This is a genomic window from Schaalia meyeri (genome assembly GCF_900105015.1).
GTDB classification, from domain to species: Bacteria; Actinomycetota; Actinomycetes; order Actinomycetales; family Actinomycetaceae; genus Pauljensenia; species Pauljensenia meyeri.
In genome coordinates this window covers 15,257-39,804 of sequence record NZ_FNLK01000003.1, presented here as the reverse complement: position 1 = coordinate 39,804, position 24,548 = coordinate 15,257, and the positions used below count along the sequence as shown (strand labels likewise).

23 protein-coding genes are annotated in these 24,548 nt (G+C 66.2%); 15 read left to right on the top strand and 8 right to left on the bottom strand.

The window, feature by feature from the left end:
- Nucleotides 1-162 precede the first annotated feature (162 nt).
- From BLT68_RS00495 to miaB, 6 genes are all read left to right on the top strand, one after another.
- Complete coding sequence (locus BLT68_RS00495; RefSeq protein WP_074632433.1) at nt 163-477, top strand: helix-turn-helix domain-containing protein; 315 nt, start codon at nt 163-165, stop codon at nt 475-477.
- A gap of 3 nt (nt 478-480) precedes the next feature.
- Entirely contained in the window at nt 481-705 is a 225-nt protein-coding gene (locus tag BLT68_RS00490) for a DUF3046 domain-containing protein (RefSeq protein ID WP_050694558.1), read from the top strand.
- Nucleotides 706-958: 253 nt separating this feature from the next.
- Nucleotides 959-2,047, top strand: coding sequence for a recombinase RecA (gene recA / locus BLT68_RS00485; protein WP_050694559.1), 1,089 nt, complete (start codon nt 959-961; stop codon nt 2,045-2,047).
- Nucleotides 2,048-2,050: 3 nt separating this feature from the next.
- Nucleotides 2,051-2,680: a regulatory protein RecX gene (locus BLT68_RS00480; RefSeq protein ID WP_074632405.1), complete on the top strand. Its 630-nt coding sequence runs from the start codon at nt 2,051-2,053 to the stop codon at nt 2,678-2,680.
- 2 nt (nt 2,681-2,682) lie between these two features.
- Complete coding sequence (locus BLT68_RS00475; RefSeq protein WP_082175823.1) at nt 2,683-3,177, top strand: CinA family protein; 495 nt, start codon at nt 2,683-2,685, stop codon at nt 3,175-3,177.
- Between the two features lie 11 nt (nt 3,178-3,188).
- The gene (gene miaB / locus BLT68_RS00470) at nt 3,189-4,727 is read left to right on the top strand and encodes a tRNA (N6-isopentenyl adenosine(37)-C2)-methylthiotransferase MiaB (protein WP_050694562.1); all 1,539 of its coding nucleotides are present in this window, start codon (nt 3,189-3,191) and stop codon (nt 4,725-4,727) included.
- A 222-nt stretch (nt 4,728-4,949) separates the two neighbouring features.
- Here the strand turns inward: miaB and BLT68_RS00465 are convergent, their stop codons facing one another.
- Nucleotides 4,950-5,480: a YbjN domain-containing protein gene (locus tag BLT68_RS00465; RefSeq protein WP_050694563.1), complete on the bottom strand. Its 531-nt coding sequence runs from the start codon at nt 5,478-5,480 to the stop codon at nt 4,950-4,952.
- A complete protein-coding gene (locus BLT68_RS00460) occupies nt 5,473-5,919 on the bottom strand; it encodes a histidine kinase (RefSeq protein ID WP_074632403.1) in 447 nt (148 codons plus the stop codon). Before BLT68_RS00460 ends, BLT68_RS00465 begins: the two co-directional genes overlap by 8 nt.
- A 60-nt stretch (nt 5,920-5,979) precedes the next feature.
- On the opposite strand from BLT68_RS00460, the gene miaA reads away from it, so the two are divergent.
- Together miaA and dapF are read left to right on the top strand one after the other, a co-directional pair.
- On the top strand, nt 5,980-6,969 hold the full coding sequence (gene miaA / locus BLT68_RS00455) for a tRNA (adenosine(37)-N6)-dimethylallyltransferase MiaA (RefSeq protein WP_074632401.1): 990 nt from the start codon (nt 5,980-5,982) through the stop codon (nt 6,967-6,969).
- A gap of 47 nt (nt 6,970-7,016) precedes the next feature.
- Nucleotides 7,017-7,940, top strand: coding sequence for a diaminopimelate epimerase (dapF, locus tag BLT68_RS00450; RefSeq protein ID WP_074632400.1), 924 nt, complete (start codon nt 7,017-7,019; stop codon nt 7,938-7,940).
- 74 nt (nt 7,941-8,014) lie between these two features.
- Here the strand turns inward: dapF and BLT68_RS00445 are convergent, their stop codons facing one another.
- Nucleotides 8,015-8,629, bottom strand: a complete 615-nt coding sequence (locus BLT68_RS00445; protein ID WP_074632431.1) for a class I SAM-dependent methyltransferase — start codon at nt 8,627-8,629, stop codon at nt 8,015-8,017.
- 166 nt (nt 8,630-8,795) lie between these two features.
- Between BLT68_RS00445 and hflX the strand changes: the two genes are divergently transcribed.
- The 3 genes from hflX (at nt 8,796) to BLT68_RS00430 (ending at nt 13,355) form a co-directional block, all read left to right on the top strand.
- Complete coding sequence (gene hflX / locus BLT68_RS00440; RefSeq protein WP_050694567.1) at nt 8,796-10,328, top strand: GTPase HflX; 1,533 nt, start codon at nt 8,796-8,798, stop codon at nt 10,326-10,328.
- Nucleotides 10,325-12,262: an ATP-dependent DNA helicase gene (locus tag BLT68_RS00435; RefSeq protein WP_070778079.1), complete on the top strand. Its 1,938-nt coding sequence runs from the start codon at nt 10,325-10,327 to the stop codon at nt 12,260-12,262. Before hflX ends, BLT68_RS00435 begins: the two co-directional genes overlap by 4 nt.
- A 103-nt stretch (nt 12,263-12,365) precedes the next feature.
- The gene (locus BLT68_RS00430) at nt 12,366-13,355 is read left to right on the top strand and encodes an L-lactate dehydrogenase (RefSeq protein ID WP_050694569.1); all 990 of its coding nucleotides are present in this window, start codon (nt 12,366-12,368) and stop codon (nt 13,353-13,355) included.
- Between the two features lie 59 nt (nt 13,356-13,414).
- On the opposite strand, the gene lexA is transcribed toward BLT68_RS00430, so the two are convergent.
- On the bottom strand, nt 13,415-14,098 hold the full coding sequence (lexA, locus tag BLT68_RS00425) for a transcriptional repressor LexA (protein ID WP_074632398.1): 684 nt from the start codon (nt 14,096-14,098) through the stop codon (nt 13,415-13,417).
- 189 nt (nt 14,099-14,287) lie between these two features.
- On the opposite strand from lexA, the gene BLT68_RS00420 reads away from it, so the two are divergent.
- Nucleotides 14,288-14,752: a LysM peptidoglycan-binding domain-containing protein gene (locus BLT68_RS00420; protein ID WP_070778095.1), complete on the top strand. Its 465-nt coding sequence runs from the start codon at nt 14,288-14,290 to the stop codon at nt 14,750-14,752.
- Between the two features lie 49 nt (nt 14,753-14,801).
- Nucleotides 14,802-15,401, top strand: coding sequence for a transcriptional regulator NrdR (nrdR, locus tag BLT68_RS00415; protein WP_074632397.1), 600 nt, complete (start codon nt 14,802-14,804; stop codon nt 15,399-15,401).
- A 67-nt stretch (nt 15,402-15,468) separates the two neighbouring features.
- Here nrdR and BLT68_RS00410 read toward each other — a convergent pair whose 3' ends face one another.
- From BLT68_RS00410 to BLT68_RS00400, 3 genes are all read right to left on the bottom strand, one after another.
- On the bottom strand, nt 15,469-17,391 hold the full coding sequence (locus tag BLT68_RS00410) for an AMP-binding protein (RefSeq protein ID WP_050694572.1): 1,923 nt from the start codon (nt 17,389-17,391) through the stop codon (nt 15,469-15,471).
- An 85-nt stretch (nt 17,392-17,476) separates the two neighbouring features.
- Nucleotides 17,477-18,682, bottom strand: coding sequence for a phosphoglycerate dehydrogenase (gene serA / locus BLT68_RS00405; RefSeq protein ID WP_074632395.1), 1,206 nt, complete (start codon nt 18,680-18,682; stop codon nt 17,477-17,479).
- A gap of 52 nt (nt 18,683-18,734) precedes the next feature.
- Complete coding sequence (locus BLT68_RS00400; RefSeq protein ID WP_074632394.1) at nt 18,735-21,014, bottom strand: HelD family protein; 2,280 nt, start codon at nt 21,012-21,014, stop codon at nt 18,735-18,737.
- Nucleotides 21,015-21,190: 176 nt separating this feature from the next.
- On the opposite strand from BLT68_RS00400, the gene BLT68_RS00395 reads away from it, so the two are divergent.
- On the top strand, nt 21,191-22,264 hold the full coding sequence (locus BLT68_RS00395) for a PAC2 family protein (RefSeq protein ID WP_050694574.1): 1,074 nt from the start codon (nt 21,191-21,193) through the stop codon (nt 22,262-22,264).
- A 51-nt stretch (nt 22,265-22,315) separates the two neighbouring features.
- On the opposite strand, the gene BLT68_RS00390 is transcribed toward BLT68_RS00395, so the two are convergent.
- Nucleotides 22,316-23,128, bottom strand: coding sequence for a spermidine synthase (locus BLT68_RS00390; RefSeq protein ID WP_074632430.1), 813 nt, complete (start codon nt 23,126-23,128; stop codon nt 22,316-22,318).
- 47 nt (nt 23,129-23,175) lie between these two features.
- Between BLT68_RS00390 and dinB the strand changes: the two genes are divergently transcribed.
- A complete protein-coding gene (dinB, locus tag BLT68_RS00385) occupies nt 23,176-24,507 on the top strand; it encodes a DNA polymerase IV (protein ID WP_083332345.1) in 1,332 nt (443 codons plus the stop codon).
- Nucleotides 24,508-24,548 lie beyond the last annotated feature (41 nt).

The following is a 24,548-nucleotide window of genomic DNA, read 5'->3' as shown; positions in this document are numbered from 1 at the left end:
GACGCAACACATACATTGGTTGAAAGATTGTTGGAATAAGGTTGGGCTCTCACACGTTGACAGGGTATGAATGCAACCCGAGGTATCAATGTGCCGAGTCGAAGTGGTCCGATGCGCGAACTGACGATGCGCCCCTCAATCAAGAACGGCTACAGTAATACTATGGAAAAGACACTGGGCGAGACACCGCTGCTGCGCAGCGAACTCGGCGATGTCCTGCGCGGTATTCGCCAGCGCCAGGGTCGCACCCTGCGCGAGGTTTCCTCCGAGGCTCAGGTTTCCCTCGGCTACCTGTCCGAGGTCGAGCGTGGACAAAAGGAGGCGTCCTCGGAACTGCTTGAGGCGATCACCTCGGCCCTGCGCGTTCCTCTCTGGTTCGTTCTGCGCGATGTGTCCGAACGCATGGCGATCATCGATGGTGCGGTTGTCCCCGATGCGGTTCCCGATGATATTGTGCCCGTCACGCTCATTTCCTGACGCGTGAAGCACTCAGAGTTTTACGAGGCGGTCGAGGCGACCTTCGGTTCTGCCCTCGGCCGCTCGTACGTTTCCGACCTGTACCTTCCATCGCTGGGCGGGACCGCGCGCGACGCGCTGGCCGGGGGCGTGGAACCCGACCGGGTGTGGGCAACGCTGTGCATGGAAACGGGGCGCGGCGAGGCGCGCTGGATTCACCGCATCGACCCTCGCGAGCGCGGCCGCTGAGGCGCTGGACTGCGGGAGCCGTGCGAACGGATGCCCGCGTGCCCGGTGGGCGGCGTGTCGAGGCGATATCGAACAGGTGTTCCATTTATGCTGGCATGCGGCGAGGCATTCACGCGTGTCGTCCACAGGGGCGCCGCTCGTTGGACGCAAACGACGATGGCCGGTCGCATACTCGTCATGGCGCCTCGGAGAGGGGCGTCATCTGGGCCAGGACACCCGCAGGTCGGAGAGGCCTGAAGACGAAAGGAAGACCATGGCACGTAAGACATCCGCGGCAAAGACAATTACCAACGACCGCAATAAGGCGCTCGAAGTCGCCCTGTCACAGATCGATAAGCAGTTCGGAAAAGGCTCCGTGATGCGCCTGGGCGACGACAATCGCCCGCCCGTCCAGGTGATCCCTACGGGTTCGCTTGCCCTCGACGTCGCGCTCGGCATTGGTGGCCTTCCGCGCGGACGCGTGATCGAGATCTACGGACCCGAATCCTCCGGTAAGACGACGGTCGCGCTGCACGCTGTTGCCAGTGCCCAAAAGGCCGGTGGTAACGCCGCTTTCATCGACGCGGAGCACGCGCTCGACCCCGTCTACGCTCGCGCGCTGGGCGTCGATACGGACTCTCTCCTGGTATCTCAGCCTGACACGGGCGAACAGGCGCTGGAGATCGCCGACATGCTGATCCGCTCGGGTGGCATCGACATCATCGTGGTCGACTCCGTTGCCGCGCTGGTACCCAAGGCGGAAATTGAAGGAGAGATGGGCGATTCCCACGTGGGCCTCCAGGCCCGCCTGATGAGCCAGGCCCTCCGTAAGATCACGGGTGCTCTGTCCGCGACCGGAACCACCGCGATCTTCATCAACCAGCTGCGCGAAAAGATCGGCGTGTTCTTCGGTTCGCCCGAGACGACTACGGGCGGTAAGGCGCTCAAGTTCTATGCCTCGGTGCGCATCGATGTGCGCCGCATCGAAACCCTGAAGGAAGCCGGGTCCCCCGTCGGTAACCGCACGCGCGCCAAGGTCGTTAAGAACAAGATGGCCCCGCCCTTTAAGCAAGCGGAATTCGACATCGTTTACGGAAAGGGCATCTCACGCGAGGGGTCGATCATCGACATGGGCGTTGAGGCCGGTATCGTGCGTAAGTCCGGCTCTTGGTTCACCTACGGCGACGATCAGCTTGGCCAGGGCAAGGAGAACGTTCGTCAATTCCTCGCGGATAACCCGGAGCTGGCGAACGAGATCGAACAAAAGATCCTCGTCTCATTAGGGATTGGCGAGGCCCCTGAGCCGGATCGGACCTCGCAGGACGTTCCGGCGATTGACCCTGACGAGGACGCGGGATTCTAGGCCGTGGTTCGCTACCTGGATCCGCAGGATCACCCGGAGCTGGGGGAGGAACGGGAGCACCGTTCCTCCCCGAGGGAGCGGATCGCGCGCGCCCGCGAACGTAACGCGGCCCTCACGGGCGCGGCAGCGATCGAGGCGGCGCGCGAGGTGGCGCTGCGTAAGCTCGATGCCCGGGCGTGTTCGCGTGCCGAGCTTGTCAGCTCCATAAAGAGCCGTGGTTTCAGCGCGGATCTGGCGACGCAGGTCGTGGATCGCTTTGAGGCCGTGGGCCTCGTGGACGATCAGGCCTACGCGGATGCGCTGGTTCGCTCGCGCTTTAGTGCAACGGGCACAGCGCCTCGCGCGTTGCGCGAGGCGCTAACGCGCAGGGGGCTGGACCCTCTTACGGTCGACCGCGCTCTTCGGCAGATCGACAGGGACGACGAGGCAAAACGGGCGGCCCAGCTGATCGCCCGTAAGCGCCGCTCACTTGAGGGCCTCCCGAGGCAGACCGCCTACCGCAGGCTGGCATCGATGCTGGCGCGCAAAGGGTATTCCCCGTCCGTCGCTTCGGCTGCCGTTCGAGACGCGCTTGACGCGTGGGGCGACGGGGAAGCGGGAGAGGAAGAGTTCTGGCAGTGGGGAGTGACGTGACAATGGAAGACGCACAGGTCGCGGACCTTATCGAGGAGCTGGCCGATCGGGGCCTGACGATCGCGACGGCGGAGTCGTTGACGGGAGGGGGACTCGTTGCCCGGCTGGTCGATGTTCCCGGCGCGTCCAGAGTCGTCCGAGGGGGTGTCTGCACCTACGCTGTCGACACGAAAACATCGGTGCTGGGGGTTTCGCCGGAGCGCCTGGCACGGGTAGGGCCCGTCGATCAGCAGGTCGCCATACAGATGGCGAAGGGGGTGCGGTCGCTATTTGGGGCCAGTATCGGTGTGTCAACGACGGGGGTTGCCGGACCCGGCGCGGCCGACGGGTTCCCCGCCGGCACCATCCACATCGCGTGCGCGTATCCCGCAGGAACCACCCATCGCCTCATTCACGTGGAAGGGGACCGAGCCCTGGTACGCGCGGGAGCAATCGACGCGGCGCTGCGCCTGGTGCGTGACGTGCTCGACTTCGCCGGCGTGCAGGCGGAGGACTAGACTTCAGTGCGATGAATACGACGACACCGGAGAGCACCATGTTGCCTCGCACCTACGCGGTGCGAACGCTCGGCTGCCAGATGAACGAACACGACTCTGAACGAATGGCGGGTTTGCTGGAGCAAGCGGGGCTGATTCCCGTTGAGTCCGTGCCCGAGGCCGTCGCGCGTGCAACGGACGCGGGGGACATGGGGGCGGACGTGATCGTGATCAACACGTGCTCTGTTCGGGAGAATGCGGCGACGCGCCTTTTTGGAAACCTCGGCCAGCTCGCTGCGGTCAAACGCAAACGGCCCGGCATGCAGATTGCGGTTGGCGGTTGCCTGGCCCAGCAGATGCGCGACGGCATCATCGAGAAGGCCCCGTGGGTGGATGCCGTCTTCGGCACACACAATATTGACGTGCTGCCCGCGCTGCTGCGCCGCGCCGAGCACAACCGCGAGGCCGCCGTCGAGATCGAGGAATCCCTGAAGGTCTTTCCGTCGACGCTTCCCACCCACCGCGAGAGCGTCTACGCGGCGTGGGTGTCGATTTCGGTAGGCTGCAACAATACGTGCACGTTCTGCATTGTTCCGCGCCTGCGCGGTAAGGAACGCGACCGACGGCCCGGCGACATCCTCTCGGAGGTGCAGGCTGTGGCCTCGCAGGGCGCCATCGAGGTAACCCTGTTGGGACAGAACGTGAACTCGTACGGGGTGGGCTTTGGCGAACGTGGGGCATTTGCGGATCTGCTGCGCACCGTCGGACGCGTCGAGGGCATCGAACGAGTGCGTTTCACCTCGCCGCATCCGGCTGCCTTCACCGACGACGTAATTGTGGCGATGGCCGAGACGCCGACGGTTATGCCCAGCCTCCATATGCCGTTGCAGTCGGGTTCTGACGCGATCCTGCGCCGGATGCGTCGCTCGTATCGTCGTGAGCGTTTCATGGGGATCCTGGACCGTGTGCGCACTTCAATTCCGGATGCGGCGATTACAACGGACATCATCGTGGGTTTTCCGGGTGAGACGGAAGAGGACTTCCAGGCCACCCTTGACGTCGTGGAGCAGGCGCGTTTTACGTCGGCGTTCACTTTCCTGTACTCCCCGCGTCCCGGCACTCCCGCCGCGGATCGCGGCGATCAGGTTCCCCCTGACGTCGCGCTGGAACGCTACCAGCGTCTGATCAAGGTGCAAGAACGCATTTGCGCGGAGGATAATGCCGCGCTTGCGGGCACCGAGGTTGAGGTCCTGGTCTCCGAGAGCGACGGACGCAAGGATGGTGCTACCCACCGTATTTCGGGGCGTGCCCGCGATAACCGTCTCGTGCACGTCGCGCTGCCTCAGGGACTGCCTCGAGATGACCATCCGCGCCCCGGGGACATGATTCGAGCGATGGTCACCTACGGTGCGCCGCACCACCTCATCGCGGATTCTGGCGCGCAGGGTGGGCTTTTTGAGGTGCGTCCCACGCGCGCCGGTGATGCGTGGCAGGCGCGACGGGCATCGGAGGAACCCGATACCGCGGTGTCCCTGGGGATTCCAAGGCTGCGCGTGGGGCTGTCGCGCTGACAGATCGAAAGGGGGCTCGGGTTGGGTCAGCACCGCGAACTGAGCCCTCGCGGCTCTCGCCCCGCCTGCCCACCCTCTGAGGCAAAGCGTCGAAACCGGGAGCCATTGCCGCCAGGAGCTCCCGCATGATCTCGGCGCACGCTCGCCCAGAACGCTCCGCCCCCGCGCGTAGCGGGGGAGCGGGGCGCACCCACCTGCCGCGAGATCTGCGACGGGTGGAAACTACTGCGCTGACGCCTCGGTGAGGAGCTCGGGCAGTTCGCCAACCGTGGACAATCCGATGATCAGTCCTCGGCGGAGCATCGCGTGAATCTGCCGGTCCGACAGTCCCTCGCCGACGAAAAAGCGCGACGCCGCCACCAGGATCCAATTGTTGCCGTCCTCGACGGGAAAGACGGTGGGTTGCAGGTGCTCGGTGTTCCAGCGGTTTGCAACCTCTTGCAGAGAGTACTCCGTGTGGCCGTCGCCCTCCGGGACGATGCGCGCTTCTATCTGTACCCAGGGAGCGTCCGCGGGCTCGCGGTGGATCTGGAAACGGACGTCCTCCAGCTGGGTGACGGCGATGAATTCGCCGGAGCCGTGCGGCAGGCCGTCGCCTTCGAGGACGTTTTCGATGCGCGCGATCGTCACCTCGGCGACTTTAGTGTCCCACTTTGCGGCGTATTCGTCGGCTTCCATCGCGGGTGCTGGGGCAGCGGGGGCGGGCTTGGCCTCGGAGCCGTCGCCAAAGGTGAAGCTCTTCCACTCAGGCATTGGAACCCTCCTTGGTCCACTGGTCGGGGAACATGACATCAAGCTGGTTCATCATGGCAACGGATGCCATGATGAACTGGGATACCTCGGCCTGGACCTGGGCGTCAGAGGCTCCGACCACCCAGTTGAAGGTGTGTTGCAGGCGCAGCACGATGGTTCCAGTATCGGTGGGCGCGGAGGCGATCTTCGGCAGGTACGTGGTGGCGTTGAGCCGACGAAGGGTGGACGCGATCTGCTCGGCGTGAGACGCGTCAAAAAAACGCGGGTATTCGGCAACTCCCTGAATGGGGTGGCCATCGGGCATGGCGATGCGGATCGTGCGGTTCGGCAGGATCGCCGCGACCTGTCCGGTGTGGGAGACGAAGGGGATGAGTCCCACGGCCTCTACCGCTTGGGTGATCCGGTCGATGGTGACCGGGGGAGTATCTGTTGTGCTCATAGCCTCAAGCGTAGCCGTTGCGCGCCGGTATCGGGGTCAGCGGGCCCTACACTGGTGGCCATGGAGTCTTCGATGTGGCGTGCGTCGGACGTGCTGTGCGCGGTCGTGGGACCCACAGCCTCGGGCAAGTCGGACCTTGCGCTTGAGCTCGCCGGCATTCTTCCGGGCGCGCTCGGCGCGTCGGGCGCGGGAGAAATCGTCTCTGCCGACGCGCTGCAACTGTACCGAGGGATGGACGTGGGGACGGCGAAGACGCCCGTTAGTGAGCGCCGAGGGATCGCACACCACCAGATCGATGTGCTCTCCGTGCGCGACGAGGCCTCGGTGGCCGCATACCAGAAGCACGCGCGCGCCGACGTCGCGGCCATTCACGAGCGCGGGGGACTCGCCGTGGTCGCGGGAGGATCCGGGCTCTATCAGCGTGCGCTCCTGGATGTCATCGACTTCCCGGGGACGGATCCGCTCGAGCGTGCCCGCCTGGAAGCGCAGGCGCAGGGGTCCGCCGGTTCGCGTGGCTTGCACGAGCGTTTGGCGTCCCTGGATCCGGTCTCAGCCGACCGGATTGATCCGCGCAATTCGCGCCGGATCGTGCGAGCACTGGAGGTTATCGAGGTGACGGGACGCCCCTACTCGGCGTCGATGCCACGCCACGAGTTCGCGTCCCCGGCGCTGATGGTAGCCCTGCGCCGCCCGATGGATGCCCTTGATGAGCGCATCGCGGTGCGCACCCGCGCGATGATGCGCGGCGGCCTGATCGAGGAGGTGCGTTCCCTGATCGACGAGGGGCTGCGTGAGGCAAAGACGGCTTCCCGGGCGACGGGATACGCCCAGGCGCTCGCGGTCATCGACGGAGAGATGACCGAGGAGGAGGCCGAGGAGTCGATTGCGCTCGCGACCCGTCAGCTGGCGCGCCGTCAGGTGAAGTGGCTGCGCCCGGATCCGCGTGTCTTCTGGGTGGACGTGGAGGAATTCACCGGCGACCAGTCCGTGGTCCGCCGCGTCGTCGAGCTGACGTGCCGGGAGGCTGAACGGGCGGTGGGGCGCTCGTGACGCGACCAGGTGCTGCGCGACAGCCTCACCGAGGCTACGGTGGGTTCATGGTGTTTTCGCAGCTGCCCGGCCGCGCGCGGGTGGCCAAGGCGCACGGCGCGGGCAATTCCTTCGTCGTTATGACCGACCAGTTCGATCGGTACGACCCCAGCGAGGCGGAGGTGGCGACCCTGTGTTCGCCAGCCCGTGGGATCGGTGCGGACGGCTTCATCCGCGCCGTTAAACGCGACGGGCTGTGGTTCATGGACTACCGCAATGCGGACGGGTCGAAGGCCGAGATGTGCGGCAACGGCGTGCGCGTGTTCGTGGATCACCTGCGGCGCGAGGGACTGGTGGACCTGCCGCTTGGCCAGACCCTGGACGTTGCGACGCGCGGCGGCCTCAAGCGTGTCACCCCGGAGACAGAGGACGAGGGACTAGGTGCGCAGTACCGCGTGGACATGGGGTCCGCCGCCTCCTCGGGGCGCGAGACGATCAAGGTGCGCCCTCCAGGAAGTCGGCGCGTGCTGGGCGGGATATGGGTGGACATGCCCAACCCCCACACGGTCGTTGAGCTGCCCGACGTGGAGGCGCTGCGCGACGTATTCCTGCCGACCGTTGATGTGGCGCGCATCCCGCCACAGCAGCGCCCCGCCTACGAGCCCGAGCCGACGTCGGGCACGAACCTAGAATTGGTCGTTGACCTGACGGAGGTCGGCGCCCCCGAGGGGCACATAGCGATGCGCGTGCTTGAGCGCGGCGTGGGTGAGACTCAGGCGTGCGGAACCGGGTGCTGCGCGGCCGCCCTGGCGACCGCCCTTCGGCGCGGGCCGCTCGCCCCAACCCGGTGGGTCGTGGACACTCCCCGCGGAACAGTGCGCGTGGGACTCGACGGTGTTATCGACTGGTCGGGAGAGACTCCCACCGTTACCGGGGCCTCGGTGTTTTTGACGGGGCCGGCCACGCGCGTCGCCCAGATTCGCCTGCTCTGACGCCTCACACGAGTCGCATGACCCGCCTGTGGGTGCGAGGGTCCCCGGGCCGCGATGATGACGCTGAGTGATACTCAGGCGGGGCGCACCTCGATAATGCGGTAGCCCTTCTTCGACGCGTACTTGCTCGCAGCCATGCCGCGGCCTTTCATCCAGGTGATCAGTGAGTCCGCTCCGAGGTTGCGCTGAACCACCAGGTAGGCGACCCCGTCCGGGGCCAGCCGACCCAGCCACTGCGCCAGCATCTCGTGCATCGCGTCCTTGCCGATGCGCACGGGCGGGTTGGACCACATGACGTCGAAGCGCGTGTGGGATTCGATCGAGGCAGCCAGTGCCTCCGCGGCCTTCATCGTGAGCACTCCCCGGGCCCCGTTTGTCCGCGCGTTACGTGCCGTCAGGTCCAGTGCCCGCGAGTTCACGTCGATTGCCCACACGTCGGCTTCGGGAGACTCCAACGACATGACGGTCGCGATCGGACCCCATCCGCACCCGAGGTCCAGGAAGGTCCCGCTCCGCGGCAGGTCGGGTGTGTTTTCCAGGAGCTGGCGCGTCCCCAGATCCAGCTTGGACCCGGAAAATACGCGCGAGGAGACGCGCATCGACAGGTCGAATCCGCGCGCGCTCACCTCAATCAGGCGGGTCTGGTCGGCCTTCGCGGGAGAAGAATCGGTGAAGTACTGTTCGTCCACGCAAGAAAGCCTATCGCGCCCGCGGGCGACGGCGCAGACGGGGCGCTCGCCCATCCGATTCGAAGTTTGCGCTACCCGCCGACATGCCGGTCGACACTCGTGCCCCCACGAGTCGGAAAGGCGCGCGACACGTGCGACACTGGAAGCCCCACGCAAAAGGACGGACATGGACACGACCCCCAACGATTCCAACGCCTCAACCGAGCAGCGCGACCAGCGCGTCAACGACGTCGTCGCGCGTATCCTCGCGCGCTCCGGCACGGCGCTCGCCTCAACGTCGGGGCAGGATCACTCGGGGGATGCGGGCGCGCTCGAACGCGAGGCCCGAGCGGGCACGCGACGCGTCGACACCGGAGCGTCCGACCGCGCCGACATCGCCGAGGTCGAGTATCGGCAGGTGCGCCTCGAGAAAGTGATCCTGGTAGGACTGCGCACCACGCAGAGCGAGGAGGAAGCCGAGAACTCGCTGCGGGAGCTGGCCGCGCTCGCCGAGACCGCCGGATCGCGGGTCCTGGACGGCATCATTCAGCGCCGCATGAAGCCCGACCCGGCGACCTACCTGGGATCGGGGAAGGCACGCGAGCTCGCGGAGATTGTACGCTCGGCGGGCGCGGACACCGTCATCGTTGACGGGGAGCTGGCTCCCTCTCAGCGCCGAGGCCTGGAGGACGTCGTCGACGCGAAGGTTGTCGACCGCACGGCACTCATCCTGGACATCTTCGCCCAGCACGCGAAGTCCCGTGAGGGCAAGGCGCAGGTGGAGCTGGCTCAACTCGAGTACTTGTTGCCGCGACTGCGCGGATGGGGCGAATCCATGTCCCGTCAGGCCGGTGGGCGCGTCGCCGGCGGCGCGGGCATAGGCTCGCGGGGGCCCGGTGAAACCAAGATCGAGCTCGACCGGCGTCGCATCCGCACGCGCATGGCGAAGCTGCGTTCCGAGATTGCCCGCATGGAGCCGGCCAGGCGCACCCAGCGCAGCTCGCGCAGGCGCGGGGCAGTGCCGTCGGTGGCCATCGCCGGGTACACGAACGCGGGCAAGTCGACGCTGCTCAACCGCCTCACGGACGCGGGTGTTCTCGTGCAGGACGCGCTCTTCGCGACCCTGGATCCCACCGTTCGCCGCGCCCGGGCGGCCGACGGCCGGGAGTACACGCTCACCGACACGGTGGGTTTCGTGCGCAACCTGCCAACCCAGCTGGTGGAGGCCTTCCGGTCGACCCTGGAGGAGGTGGGACAGGCCGATGTCATCGTGCACGTCGTGGACGCGGCCCACCCGGATCCGGTGTCTCAGGTGCGGGCCGTACGTTCCGTTATCGACACGATCGAGGGCGCGTCCGACATCCCGGAGCTGATTGCCTTGAACAAGGCTGATCTGGCTTCACCCGAGCAGGTCGCGCTGCTGCGCACGGTTTTTCCGGGTGCGGTGGCGCTGAGCGCGTACACCGGGTGGGGCGTGGATGACCTGCGCGCCGCGCTGGAGGACTTGCTTCCCCGGCCTCGCATCGCCATCGACGCGATCCTGCCGTATGCGGCGGGTGCCCTGGTGCACAGGGTCCACGAGGAAGGCGACGTGGAGCGCGAGGAATACGTCGACGCTGGTACGCGCCTCGTCGCGCGCGTCGACGAGGCGCTGGCTACGGTGATCGCACGCGAGGCGGCCTGTGGGACGGTGGACGGCGCGGCGGTGAGCGGGGCATGAGCGAGGATCTAGTGGGTGTGTCAGGGCGCGTCCTCGATGAGGTTGTCGCCCGGATGGGAGGTGTCGCGCGGGAGGGGCAGGCATCGATGGTGGCTGAGGGCGCTGCCTGTTTGGAGGATCGTGAGCACCTCTTGGTCCAGGCGGGCACGGGCACGGGTAAGTCGCTCGGCTACCTTGTTCCCCTGCTGTCGATGTGCGCAACCCGGGGCGTGCGAGGGGTGGTGTCGACCGCGACGCTCGCGCTGCAGCGTCAAATCCTAGTCAAGGACGCTCCCGTGGCGATCGATGCGGTCGCGTCCGTGACCGGGGTTCGCCTCAAGGTCGCGGTGCTGAAAGGCTGGTCAAACTACGCCTGCCTGCACAAACTGGACGGCGGCTACCCCGGCGAGGGGACGCTCTTTGAGGACCGCGACCTCGGCGGACCGACGGGCGCTCTCGGCAAGGAGATTCTGCGCATCCGCGAGTGGATAGGCGAGAGTCGCACAGGGGATCGCGACGACCTCACCCCGGGCGTATCGGATCGAGCGTGGCATCACGTGTCCGTGACGAAGCCCGAATGCCTGGGGAAGCACTGTCCACTGATCGATGAGTGTTGTGCGCAGGCCGCTCGGGTGCAGGCGTCCGGCGCCGACGTCGTGGTCACCAACCACTCGCTTTTTGGTATCAGCGCGTGCGGCGAGGGTGAACTGTTCGGGGAGTACGGCGCGGTGGTCATTGACGAGGCGCACGTGCTTGCGGATCGGGTGCGCGCCCAGGCCGCGGCGGACTTGACGGTGGCGCGCGTGAGCCGAGTGGCGCGCGCCCTGCGCTCGAATCTGTCCATCGACTCCACGGCCCTGGATGAAGCCGGGGCCGGGCTGGGCGCAGCTCTGGCGCCCCTGCCGGAAGGGCTGCTGGAGTATCGGCCGAGCGTGCTCGATGACGCGATGGTCGTGTTGGATGATGCGGCCCGCCGTGCCAGCCACGAGGTCAGCGAGGCTCAGGGGGACGCGGCAGCAAAGCTGTTGGCGCGCGCCGCGCTCGACGAGCTGATCAATACCCTCGACGCGTGGGGCCGTGACCCCGCCCAGTCAATCGCGTACGTCACCAGGGATGAGTCCGAGAACGCGCGCCTGACGGTGGGGCCACTCGACGTCTCTGCCGCGATCGGCGGCGTCGGCATCGGCGAGCGTCCCGCGATCCTTACATCAGCGACGCTGGCGCTCGGAGGAAACTTCGACTTCATGGCGAGTCAGACCGGAATGGCCGTCTTAGGGATTCCGTGGCACGGAATTGACGTCGGTTCTCCCTTCGATCATTCGCGCCAGGGCATCCAGTACGTGGCCGCCCACCTGCCGCTCCCGGGGCGCGACGGCCCATCCGATCAGCTGCTGGACGAGCTGGTGGAACTGACCCAGGCCTCGGGCGGGGGAGCGCTCGCCCTGTTCGCATCGCGGCGCGGTGCGCAGGCGGGCGCTCAGGCGCTGCGCGAACGAACGGAGCTGACCGTCTATCTGCAGGGGGAGGAGACGCTCGCGCAGCTGATCCAACGCTTCCGGGACGAACGTGACTCCTGCCTGGTCGGCACGATGTCGCTGTGGCAGGGGGTTGATGTCGCGGGGGAAGCCTGCCGCCTGGTCATCATCGACAAGATCCCGTTCCCGCGTCCGGACGACCCCGTCTCCCGCGCGCGAACGATGGACGTCGAACGTCGGGGCGGGAATGGGTTCATGTCCGTATCCCTTACCCACGCGGCGCTCATGATGGCGCAGGGCGCGGGGCGGCTACTGCGCTCGACTAAGGATAGAGGGGTCGTCGCTATCCTCGATCCTCGCGTGGTAACGAAACGGTACGGGGGATTCATCCTGCGGTCGATGCCGCGGATGTGGCCCACGACCGACCCTCAGGTCGTTCGTGGTGCCCTGAGACGGCTTTGCGAGGAATCCAAACAGTAGGCGGGAAGCGCGGCGAGATCACGCAAAACGTCGCGCAGATTACGGCCTCACGCCCCGGTGTATCTGAGACAATGGGAGTGCCCGCAGACTCTAGGAGATACTCGTGGAAAACCAAGCGCAGACCCTATACCCGTCAAAGTCCTTCGGACGTCCCTCCAAGATTGCCATCATCGGCGCCGGTGCCGTTGGCACGGCCGTCGCTTACGCGTGCGCGATGCGCGGCGATGCCCGCTCTATCGTCCTCCAGGACATCAACAAGCCGAAGGTCGAGGCAGAGGCCCTCGACATGGCTCACGGCATCCAATTCACCCCCGCCGGGTCGATCGAAGGCTCCGATGACGTCGAAATCGTTCGCGGATCCGACCTGATCATCGTGACCGCCGGGGCCAAGCAACAGCCCGGACAGTCCCGGCTGGAACTGGCCGGTTCGACCGTCAGCCTCATGAAGAAGATCGTGCCGAACCTGCAAAACGTTGCCCCCGACGCACGCTTCATGTTCATCACGAACCCGGTCGACGTCGTCACCTACGCGGCGCTGAAGATCACCGGTCTGCCCCGTAACCAGGTGTTCGGCTCGGGAACGGTGCTGGACACCTCCCGCCTGCGCTACCTGGTGTCGCGCGAGACCGGCGTGGCCACGCAGAACATTCACGCCTACATCGCGGGCGAGCACGGCGACTCCGAGGTCGCCCTGTGGTCCAGCGCCGAGATCGGCAACGTCCCGCTGTCGCAGTGGGGTCCGACCCTCAGCGGCGGCGTGTTCGATTCCGCCCTGCGCGCATCGATCGCGCAGGAGGTCGTTCAGAGCGCCTACAAGATCATCGAGGGCAAGGGTGCGACGAACTACGCGATCGGCCTGGCAGCTTCGAAGATCGCTGGCGCGGTCCTGCGCGATGAGCAGCGCGTCCTGACGATCTCGACGCTGCTTGAGGACTGGGAAGGCATTTCAGACGTCGTCATGGCGGCGCCCACCATCGTTGGCCGCGACGGCGCGGGACGGGTCCTGAACCCGCCGCTCACCCTCAACGAGCGCGACGGTCTGACCGCGTCGGCTCAGCGTCTGCGCCAAGTTGCACGCGACCTAGGCCTGTAGGTGTAAAGACCGACGCGTGGCGCCGACCTATCCGGGTCGGCGCCACGCGTTTCATGCGGTTACCGCAGGGATCGTATGACGGTGACGACTTTCCCGAGGATTGTTACCTCGTCGCCGGGGATGGGCGAGTAGTCCTGGTTGTGGGGGAGCAGCCAGACGTGTCCGCTCGTGATCGATAGCTCCTTGACCGTTGCTTCCCCGTCGATCATGGCAGCGACGAACTCTCCGTTGCGCGCATCGTTTTGGGAACGGATGACAACGTAGTCTCCGTCGAAAATCCCTGCGTCGACCATGGACTGGCCACTGACCTCCAGCATGAACAGGTCTCCGTGGCCCGTCATTGAGGTGGGGAGGTGGACGATGTCTTCGATGTGCTGCTCGGCGGTGATGGGTGCGCCGGCGGCGATGCGTCCGACCAGGGGGATTGCCGTTCCTTCTTCCTGGACGTTGGAGACCGGAACTTCGATGCGGACCACCGACGAGGCGGCCTGGGCAGGATCGTCGACGCCCAGTTCGGTGCGCGCCCGGTCCGTGAGGTCAAGCGCGCGAGGAAGGCCCGCTTCGCGCACCAGGAATCCGTCGGCTTCGAGGGCGTCGAGGTGATGCTTCACCGTCGATGGAGAGGCCAAGCCGACGGCGGATGCGATTTCGCGCACAGACGGCGGAAAGCCGTTCGCCTCCAGCTTGTCGCTGATCACTCGCAAGATCGCGCGGTGTCGATCGCTGATCGCTCGACCGGTCATGGCTTCCCCTTCGTCTTGAGGCTCACGCAGATGTGCACGGGTAGTCGTCTACTCAGATACGTCAAGGATATGCCGAATTCACGCAATATGAAACATATGTTCGAGCGGGTCTCGACATTGCCCACGTTGCATGCTATCGTACAGGTGTTCGACGAACATGTGTTCGATGAATCTGTTTTGGAGGTTCCCATGAGCGTTCCCTACGCCTCGAAGTCTGCAGTCTCTTTCCCCGCGCGCCGGTCCCCGCTGCGGCCCCTGCAGGAAACGCCCCTGGCGACGGTCCGCGATATCTCAACGGCTCCGTCTGCGCGTCGTCGCGTCGTGGCGCAACGCGGCGACGACCCCTCCTTCCTGCGAGTGCCCGCAGCCCCGCGGCGACGTGTGCGTTTCGCGCATCGCGGGCTGGCCGCAGGTGCGCTGGCAACGCTCGTGTTGTCGGTGGGCGCCGGTGCGCTGGGGTTGGCTCTCCAGCCGGCCACCTACGACGGTCCGACGGTGACGAAAGCCGTCGTTAGCGGCGACTCGGTGTGGTCGCTGGCGCAGAGCGTGAATACCGACAGGCCGCTCGAGGAGGTCGTCGCCGATATTGAGCGCATGAATGATGTCAGCGGTGCTCTCCAGCCCGGGCAGCGCGTTGTTGTTCCGGTCCGGTAGCGCGTAGGACACTGTGACAGACCAAGGGGTGAGCGTGTACCGTTGAGGGGTGCACTGTCCCTTCTGTCATAACCCGGATTCGCGCGTCGTCGATACGCGCATCGCGGACGATGGCGCGTCAATTCGGCGCCGTCGTGAGTGCACGCACTGCAAGAAACGATTCACCACGCTCGAGACGTCTTCGTTCCAGGTCGTCAAGCGCTCGGGTGTGGTCGAGTCGTTTTCGCGCAACAAGGTCGTTTCGGGTGTGAAGAAGGCCTGTCAGGGCAGGCCCGTGTCGGACGATCAGCTTGCTATCCTGGCCCAGCAGGTCGAAGAGCAGCTGCGGTCCACCGGTGTCTCCAACGTATCCACAAACGAGGTCGGTCAGGCGATTCTGCCCTTTCTGCGGGAACTTGATGTCATCGCCTACCTGCGTTTTGCTTCCGTGTATCGCGCGTTCGATACGCTTGATGACTTCGAGCGGGCCATCCAGGCGCTGCGTGAGCGGACGTCGGCCTTGGGCGATGGTGCGCAGCCCGCCCCCGCGGGTGAAGGGGCGCCCGATCAGGCCTGTGCTGCACCCGCAACAACGAAGAAGAAGTCACGCAAGGCGCGCGTCTCGCGCAAGCGGGCAGGTGGCGGGCCAACGCTTTTGGGTGACGACTAGCCTTGACCTGGGGCTGCGACGCCCCGAAGGCCACTTTGTCACCGCCTCGTGCGGGCCTTCCCTCCCCCTACCGACGCCCCTCCTCGTCGCCGCGTCGCTCGTTCACCTGCGACGCCAACCTCCGGACTGCGGCCCCGGCCTCGGCGGAAGCTTCGGAGGCCGCCTCACGCGCCCCCGCCACGGCCTCGGACACAGCCTCTCGCGCACCGGCGACGGCCCCGGATGCTGCGTCTCGCGCTCCGGCGACCGCCTCGGAGACAGAATCGCGTGCCCCGACCATGGCCTCACGCGCCCCCGCCATGGCGCCTGACGCCGCGGCCTGCGCGCCCATGATCTGCTCGCGTACCTTCTTGCGCATGACCTTGCCCAGCTGGGAGCGCGGCAGCTCGGTCATGACGACGATTTGGCGGGGCAGAGCGTAGTGCGCCAATGATTTTTCCGCCCACTTGCGCAGATCCGCCAGTGTCACGGAAGCCCCCGCCTCTAAGACAATAGCGGCGATAACGTCCTCTCCGGACTCTCCGGCGGGAACACCGATCGCGGCGACATCGCGCACCCCCGGCATGGAGCGAACGGCGTCCTCCACCTGCGAGGGGTAGACGTTGAAGCCCGAGGAGTTGATCATCTCCTTGCGGCGATCAGCCATGTAGATGAATCCGTCGCGCACCTGGACCAGATCGCCCGTGCGCAGCCACCCGTCGGTGGTAAACGCCTCGGCCGTTTCCTCATCCTGCTTCCAGTAGCCGGAAAAAACCTGCGGGCCGCGCGCGATGAGCTCGCCGACCTGTCCGTTAGTCACGTCGCGCTCGGGATGTTCGGGATCGACGATACGAATCTGCGTCGATGGGTACGGGATCCCCAGGGCGCCGCGTGCCCGCGAGGACGCCAGCGGAGATCCGAGCAGAATAGGGGAGGCCTCGGTCATGCCGTACCCCTCGATCATGAGCCCGCCGGTCGCCTCCTCCCACAGGTCGGCCAACGACGCCGACAGCGGCATCGCGCCCGAAAGGGAGAATCTAATGGACGACAGATCCGCCTGCGTGCCCTCGGCGGCGGCCAGGAGGCGTTCATACATGGGCGGTACACCCAGGAAGAACGTACAGGGCAGGCGGCGCTGCGCGGCGAGAACCAGCGCGGTATCAAACTTTGGGAACATAGCGATGGTCGCGCCAAGACGCAGCCCCGCCAGGAAACCGATCGTGAAACCGAACGCGTGGAACAGCGGCAGGATGCAGTAGAAGACCTCGGCGCCCTCATGAAGGACGGGAACCCACGCGATGGATTCCTCGACGTTGGCCATGAGGTTCGCGTGCGTGAGGGCGGCCGCCTTAGGGACGCCGGTCGTGCCGCCGGTATGGATGAGGAGCGCGATGTCGTCCATGGATGCGGGGCACCCGCCCTCCCAGGGTGCGGCGGCCCGCAGGGCTCGTGACCACGAGCGGACCCACCGAGGGTGCGGGCTGGAGAGCTTGTCCCTCTTTTCTCGGGCAGCCTTGAGCGGCAGGCGAAGCGCCATCCTCGAGGCCGCAGGCAGCGCTGTCGTCAGATCCAACGCAAAAGTCGTGTGCCCCCTGCCGAGGAAAGTCAGCTTCTCGAGGGACTTCGACCAGGCGATCGTCACGCGCGCGCCGTGCCGCTCGTACTCTCCCCGAAGCTCGTCGGACGGGGCCAGGGGATTGTGTTCGACGACGATCGCCCCGAGCAGCATTGTTCCCAGGACCGCGACCGCGTGCTGGGGGCAGTTCGGGATCACCAGGGCGACGCGGTCACCGGGACGCACGCCCGCCCGGTGTAGCGCTCCCGCGCACCTGCGCATGTCCTTCACGAGTTGGGCGTAGGTGAGCTTGCGCGCGAAAAAATCGATCGCGGTGCGGTTCGGGTAACGGGAGGCGACCTGAAGAACCATGTCCGGGATGGGGCGGTCTGGGGTTGCGATCTCGTAGGCCACCCCGGGCGCGTACAGGGCACGCAGCGATGACGTGAGGTCCATCTGTCCTCCTTCGGGAATGATGACCCTACGATACCGTAACTTTCGGGCCGTTTGGCCAGCCGGGAGCGCGATGGAGGCGACAGCCTCACAGAGGGCTGGCGATCAGCCGGATCGTTTCAGGCAGGCGGGACAGCTCCTCCAGACCCTCTCGTCCCAGGCCCGCGGAGATATCGGTCAGCGCGTAGCCGACCTCGTCGACGGTGGCGAGAATCTGCGCGTCAACGTTTGCCTTCGAGCTGGCGAAGATCTGGTTGACACGCGCCATAACGCCCGGCACATTGCGGTGGATGAGACGTACACGGTAGCGCGAACGGGGGCTGATATTCATCGTCAGGTTCGGCAGGTTCACGCTCATGTCGGTGGAGCCGCTGGCCTGGTATTCGCCAATCTTCGCGGCCACGAAACGGCCAATGTCGTACTGGGCTTCCTCCGTCGATCCCCCGATGTGGGGGGTCAGGATCACGTTGTCGAGGCTCGCCAGGGGGGAGGAGAACGGGTCCCCGTTTGCGCGCGGTTCCAAAGGGAACACGTCGATCGCGGCTCCCCCCAGGTGGCCCGAGACGAGAGCATCGTGCAGCGCGTCCACGTCAACAACGTGACCGCGGGAGAGGTTGATGAAGAGGGCGCCAGCCTTCATGAGAGCGAACTCTTTGCTCCCGATGAGGTTCGTGTTGGATTCGTGGCCGTCGACGTGCACCGAGACGACGTCAGCTTCGCGCAGGACGGACTCCATGGTCGGCATCTGTGTCGCATTGCCCAGGGCGAGGCGCTCGGCCGCATCGTAGAAGATGACGTTGAGGCCCATGGCTTCTGCGAGGACGGAAAGCTGGGTACCGATGTTGCCGTAACCGATGATGCCTAACGTGTGTCCCCGCACCTCGTGGGCGCCGTCCGCACTCTTGTCCCACACACCCTGGTGCAGGCGCGAATTCTTGACGGTGACCCGACGCGACAGGTCGATGATCTCGCCGATCGCCAACTCCACGACGGAGCGCGTATTCGAATAGGGGGCGTTGAACACGGCGATACCCATCTCGGTCGCGGCCGCCAGGTCGATCTGGTTCGTGCCGATACAAAAAGCGCCGATTGCCTTGAGATTCCCACATGCGCGCAGGACCTTCTTGGTCACCGCGGTCTTTGAGCGAAGACCCAGGTAGTCCACGTCCTCAAGCGCGTCGATCAGACCATCCTCAGACAGCGCCCCCGTGACGCGGATGACCTCGATACCGAACGTGGCAAAAACTTCGTCGGCGATGGCGTGCGGATTTTCCAGGAGCAGTGCGCGTGTCATGGCTTCCATCATGTCAGATGTGCGGGCCACGGGCGTAAGAGCACCGGCGCAGTCACTGACACCACTCTTCCATCCCCGCCGGAAGTGGACCGGCGTGGATGACGTGCACGTCGTGGGTGGCGCGGGTCAGGGCGACAAAGAGATCTCCGATGCCATCGCGCATAATCTCCTCGGGTTCGACCAGGACGACGGAATCGAACTCGAGCCCCTTGGAAGCGACGGCGGACAGGAGCGACACGCGCTCGGACAGGGCGGTCTCGCCGAGGCCATCTGCCCCCCACGCCCGTGCGCGCTCGTTGCCGACGATCACGGCGATGCGTCCTTGGGACGCGCCCGCCTCGCGGTCCAGGCGGTCCTCCGCCAGCCGCTGGGCGGCGTGGGCGGCCTCTCGCAGGGGATCGTCCTCGCCTGGACAGGTCGGGGCGGCCTGTGGCGCGTTCACGCGGGTCACGCGATAGCATCCCTTCACGTCTCGCACCGCGGTCATCGGATGAAGGACCGGGGCGCCGGCGCGGGCGACGACCCCCTCGGCGAGCCTTGTGAGCGTCGCGGGAGTGCGGTACGAGACGGTCAGCGCATATTCGGCTGCGAGGGCGCGCGCCGCCGGCCCCAGCGCTTTTTCCCAGGTCGGCGGCCGCTTGTGGCCCCGCCGCTGGTCCAGGTCTCCCACGACGGTCAGTGAACGCGACGGGCATCGACGCAACAGGCACCGCCACGCCATGGGGGATAGCTCTTGAGCCTCGTCCACCACGATGTGGCCGTACGCCCAGGTCCGATCCTTCGCTGCGCGCTCGGACAGCGGGGTCCATGATTCCTGGCCAGCCGCCTGCTCTGCGAGCATCTGGGCGGTGACGATACCCCCGCCCAGATTCTGGCTCTCGATGGCTGCCCGCGCCCGCTCAACGTCGCCTGAATCCGGTTCCCGCGACGGTGCCGACCGAGTCGGCATCGGCCCCAACAGCTCCTCGCACTCGTCCAGGATCGGCACATCCGACACTGTCCACGGGGCCGAGCGCGGCCGTACGAGGGCCGCCAACTCGTCGGGACGCAGGGGAGACCCCGCCCGTCTGTTCGCCGCAGCCAACACCTCGGGACGGGCATAGAGCCTGCCCAGGAGCGTCTGCGCGCTCGTCGGCATCCACGCCGAGTTGATCGCGCGCCGGCAATCCACCGAGCCATGAATCTCGGCCAACCACGAACGCTTCACTTCCGCCTCGACCCTCCCCTCGCTGTCCGCGTCGCCGGCCTCGCGCGCCAAACGAAGCGCCACAACATCCATCAGCTCCCGCGCGAAAGACCCGCGCGCGACATTGTGCTGGCGCCCCGAGCGCTTCGCCCTGCGTCTGGCAGTATCCACGTCCGAACGCGTCAGAGTCACCTCGCGGTTCCACACGTGCAGCACCTGGTCCCCCTCGGGGAGCTTCGCCAGGCCGCGCACGGCTTCCTTGATGATCTTCGCCCACGCTGGCAGGCCTTTAATCCGCGCCACGGACTCGTTCTCGCTGGCGCGTGCGTGCACTCCCGGCACCAGATCGCCCAGCGTCACCGACACGACCCCCGTTTCACCCAGCGACGGCAGCACCTGCTCGATATAGCGCAAGAACAGGTGGGAGGGTGCCACCAACAGGACGCCGGAACGCTCCAGGCGCTCCCGGTGCGCGTACAGGAGATACGCGATGCGATGCAGAGCGACCGCCGTCTTTCCTGTCCCCGGCCCGCCCTGCACGACCAGAAGCCCCTTGTCGGACGCGCGGATAATCCTGTCCTGCTCGGCCTGAATGGTTGCGACGATATCACCCATGCGGCCGTCGCGAGCTTCGCTGAGCGCGTGCATGAGGGCTCCCTCGCCCTGGAGCTCCATGCCCGATGCCCGCGACGCATCCAGGAGTTCGTCCTCGAGCCCCGTCACGCGGCGCTCGCGGGTCGAAATGTGGCGGCGCCTGACGACCCCGTCCGGTTCGGCCGAAGTCGCCTGGTAAAACGGTTGGGCGGCGGGGGCACGCCAGTCCACCAGGAGCGGGGTGCCGTCTTCGCGCGCGAGCGACAGGCGGCCAACGTGATGGACCGACCGGTCGGCCATATCGAGGCGACCAAATACCAGGCGTTCTTCCACGCCCTCCAGGCGTGCCGCCATCTCGCCCAGGTGGGCTGACAGGGCTTCCCGTTCGGTCCATCCCTGAGCGTTCCCGACCCCGTGGGTCGAGTGCACGCGACCCTGGCGTGCCCGGTAGGAGGCGCGCAGCGTGTCCAGGCGCTCGTAAGCGTCATCGACGAAATCCTGTTCGGGCAAGGGAAGGCCCATCGAAGACTCCTGCTCGGCGCGCTCGGTCATGGGTCCTCCTCGCTTTTGATGGTCCTCCATTGTTGCTTACTTTTCGCTCACCCGCTCCCGTCCGCGCGAGGGTGTGGGCGACTTCGCCCCAAGCTCAAAATCAGCTCCCGCGTGACGTGGCGGGGCGGCCCAGGTACGTTAGTGGTGAGGGAGCAGATCGAACATCAGGAGGATACGTGAGCATCACCGCCACTGACCTATACGCCGACGGTCCAGCCGCCGGTGCGAAGGCGAAGATTCTCCTCATTCATTTCGATGGGGCGATTGACGCTGGAGGGGCAGGGCGCATGGCCATTGGCCAGATGTTGCGCTCCCTGCACAACGAGAGGGTAGCGACCTTCGATGCTGACGCGCTCATGGACTACCGCTCCCACCGGCCCGTCGTGACCGTCGATAACTGGGTGGCCTCCCCGGAAATGGTCATGCCTGAAACCGTTGTGGACCTGGTCGTTGACGACATGGGCAACCCCATCCTGGTCCTGCACGGGGCGGAACCGGACGCGCACTGGGAGTCCTTTACGACCGCGATCAGCTCAATCTGCGAGCGTGCTGGCGTCGAGATCACGTTCTCCTTGCACGGGGTTCCCTCCGGCGTACCCCACACGCGCCCGACGCCCGTCCACGTCCAAGCCACAGACGCGTCGCTCCTGCCCTCCGGCGGTCGGATAACCAATCACATGCAGTTCCCATCGCCCCTTTCCACATTCATACAGATTCGGTTGGGTCAACGAGGTATCGGCGGGCTTGCGTTGCTCGGGGCCGTCCCCTACTACATGGCGGACACGGGTTACCCGGCTGCCTCGTCGGCGCTGCTCACGTCCTTTGCCAAGTTCGCGGATCTGTCGTTGCCCGTCGGTGACCTCGAGCAGGGCGCCGCCCAGGATCAGGAGAACATCGAAAAGCTCGTCGAAGGTAACCCCGAGGTCTCCCACACGGTTTTAGCCCTCGAGGAACATTTCGACGCGTGGACTGGGGGAAACGGAGCGATTCCGCTGCCGGGCATGGGCGAGCCCCCTGCCGTCAGCGGCGAGGATAAAGCACCCAAGGATATTGGTGACGTCATTGAGGCGTATCTGGCGCAGGTTTCCCGCGCCCAGGATGCGGAGAGCAAAACCGTGCGCAGCCCCTCGTTGGCGCAGGAAGAGCAGGTTCCCTCTAAGCCCGACACCATCGAAGACGTGCTCGCGCGCATAGAGGCGCGACGCAACGGTCAGGGACCCGGCCCCTCCAGGCCTCGGCATCGGGCCTAAGGGGCGGGCGCCCCGGCGACGCCCCTGGATCGGAAGGAACCTCGCGCCCCGTTAGGCAGAGAGCTCGTACCCGATCTGCGAGTCCGTCAGCGCGGGGGTCCCGGCCACCCATCGTTCGAGCTGAGTGGGGCGCATGATGCGGGCGAGCATGCGCAGCGCGCGATCAACCTCGTTGGCATCGACAACGCCGTGATCGCAGGCCAGGGCGACGACGTTACCTCGCCTGCCGCCACGTCCCACCTTCGGGTCCTGGATGGATGCGACGAACGGGAACACTTCGCGCAGGGCGGCCACGTCCTGTCGGGCATTCGCCGTCGCGCCGTGCGCGCAGTTCACCAGGTACACGCCCGAAGCGGTGAGCGCGCGGCGGGCCTGGCGAACGCACTCAACGGTGCGCAGGTGATTCGGCGTCGCCCCTGAAGCGAAAGCGTCGCGCACGATCACGTCGAAGGAAGACTCGCGGGTCGTTTCGAGGACCGTTCGGCCGTCGCCCACGCGGATCTTCACCCGTGGGGCCTTTGGGATGGGGAAGTGCTCGCGCACCTGGCGGGCGAGGAGGCGATCCACCTCCACGGCCACGTGTCGCGATTGTGCGTGTGACGCTGACCAGGCGCACGCGAGAGCACACGCTGCGCCGCCAACGTGGAGGGCACGGAAGCGGTCCTTCGATCCCCACAGGGAGGCGACCACCGCGAACATGTGCTGCATGTACTCGAACTCCAGGTATGTGGGATCTGAGGTGTCCACCGCTGAGGATTCCACGTCGTTAAGGAACAGCGTCGCGCGCGGACCATCCCAGCGGATGCGTGCCGATCCCTGATCCGTTTCGAACGTGATGTCGCGTGACGAAGATGAGCGTGCCATGGTGGACACTGTAACCGCGCATCAAAAGGGCAGACACAGGAGGTGAGATGTCAAACGCTCCCAGAGACACGCGAGCCAAACGCGACTGGGGATCAGACGACTCGCACGCTCCCATCTTGCACGTTGACATGGATTCCTTCTTCGCACAGGTAGAGATGCGCGAAGACCCAACGCTGAGAGGCCGCCCCATCGTCGTGGGGGGAACCTCCGGTCGCGGCGTTGTTACCTCCGCTACGTACGAGGCGCGGGCCGTCGGCGTGCGCGCTGGAATGCCGACCGCCCGTGCCCGTGCGCTGTGCCCGATGGCCGCCTTCATTCCCGGCAACCACTCGCTGTATCGCCGCTACTCCCAGGAGGTCATGGGGATTCTCGCAACCGTCACCCCGGTCTTCGAACAGGTGTCGATAGACGAGGCCTTCCTCGACGTTAGCGGGGCTCGCTGCAGGCTCGGCTCACCCACGCAGATCGGGTGCCTTATCCGCTCTCGTATTCGCGAGAGCGTCGGTCTGCCGGCCTCCGTCGGCATCGCCGCCACCAAATCGGTTGCAAAAGTAGCCTCTTCGCACGCCAAACCCGATGGCCTGCTCCTGATTCCCCGAGAATCCACGGTCGAGTTCTTGCACGGACTGCCGGTGGGGGCCCTGTGGGGGGTGGGCGGCAGGACCGGCGCGGTACTTAACCGCGAGGGGATCGACACGATCGGAGAGCTCGCCCACGCTCCGATCACGCGCCTGACCCGCCTCCTCGGTGGAGCCGTCGCCCATCACCTCCACGACCTGGCCTGGGGGATCGACCCCCGGGCCGTGACCAACTCGCGCGTGGAAAAATCTATCGGCATGGAACGCACCTTTGAGGAGGACATTCGCTCGCGTGCCGACATTGAGGATTTCATCTTGGCCGCTGCCCACGACTGCGCGCGGCGGCTGCGCGCGTCTCACCGCGTTGCGTGGACCGTCGTTATCAAGATGCGCGGTGCGGACTTTTGCACCGTCACCCGCAGCGCGAGCCTCGTTGCCCCGACCGATACCGGGCGTGATATCGCCCACGCCGCGCGCGCCCTCTTTGCTCGCGAGGATATGCCGATCGGGGGAGTGCGTCTCTTTGGGGTGCGCGTCGAGGGGCTTCAGTCGCGTCGGCGCGGGGTCGCCGTCACCCTGGATCGCGATGAGCGTCCCTCTGCCTCGGAGCGTGCGATGGACCGGATCCGCAGCAAGTTCGGGGCGGGTGCCCTGGAGCCAGCCACGCTCCTGGGCAAGGCGGTGCCCGGGCGAGGAGGTGCTGGCCCGACCGAGGTGCTTGGCGGGGCGAGAGAGGATGGGGAGTTCGGGATGAGCGGCCCGGGGGAGAATCCGGCGGTGGTGCAGGAGACACTGCTGTGAGGGCTGGTTCGTCTCTGGCGTACCCCACGCGCTAAGCTGTT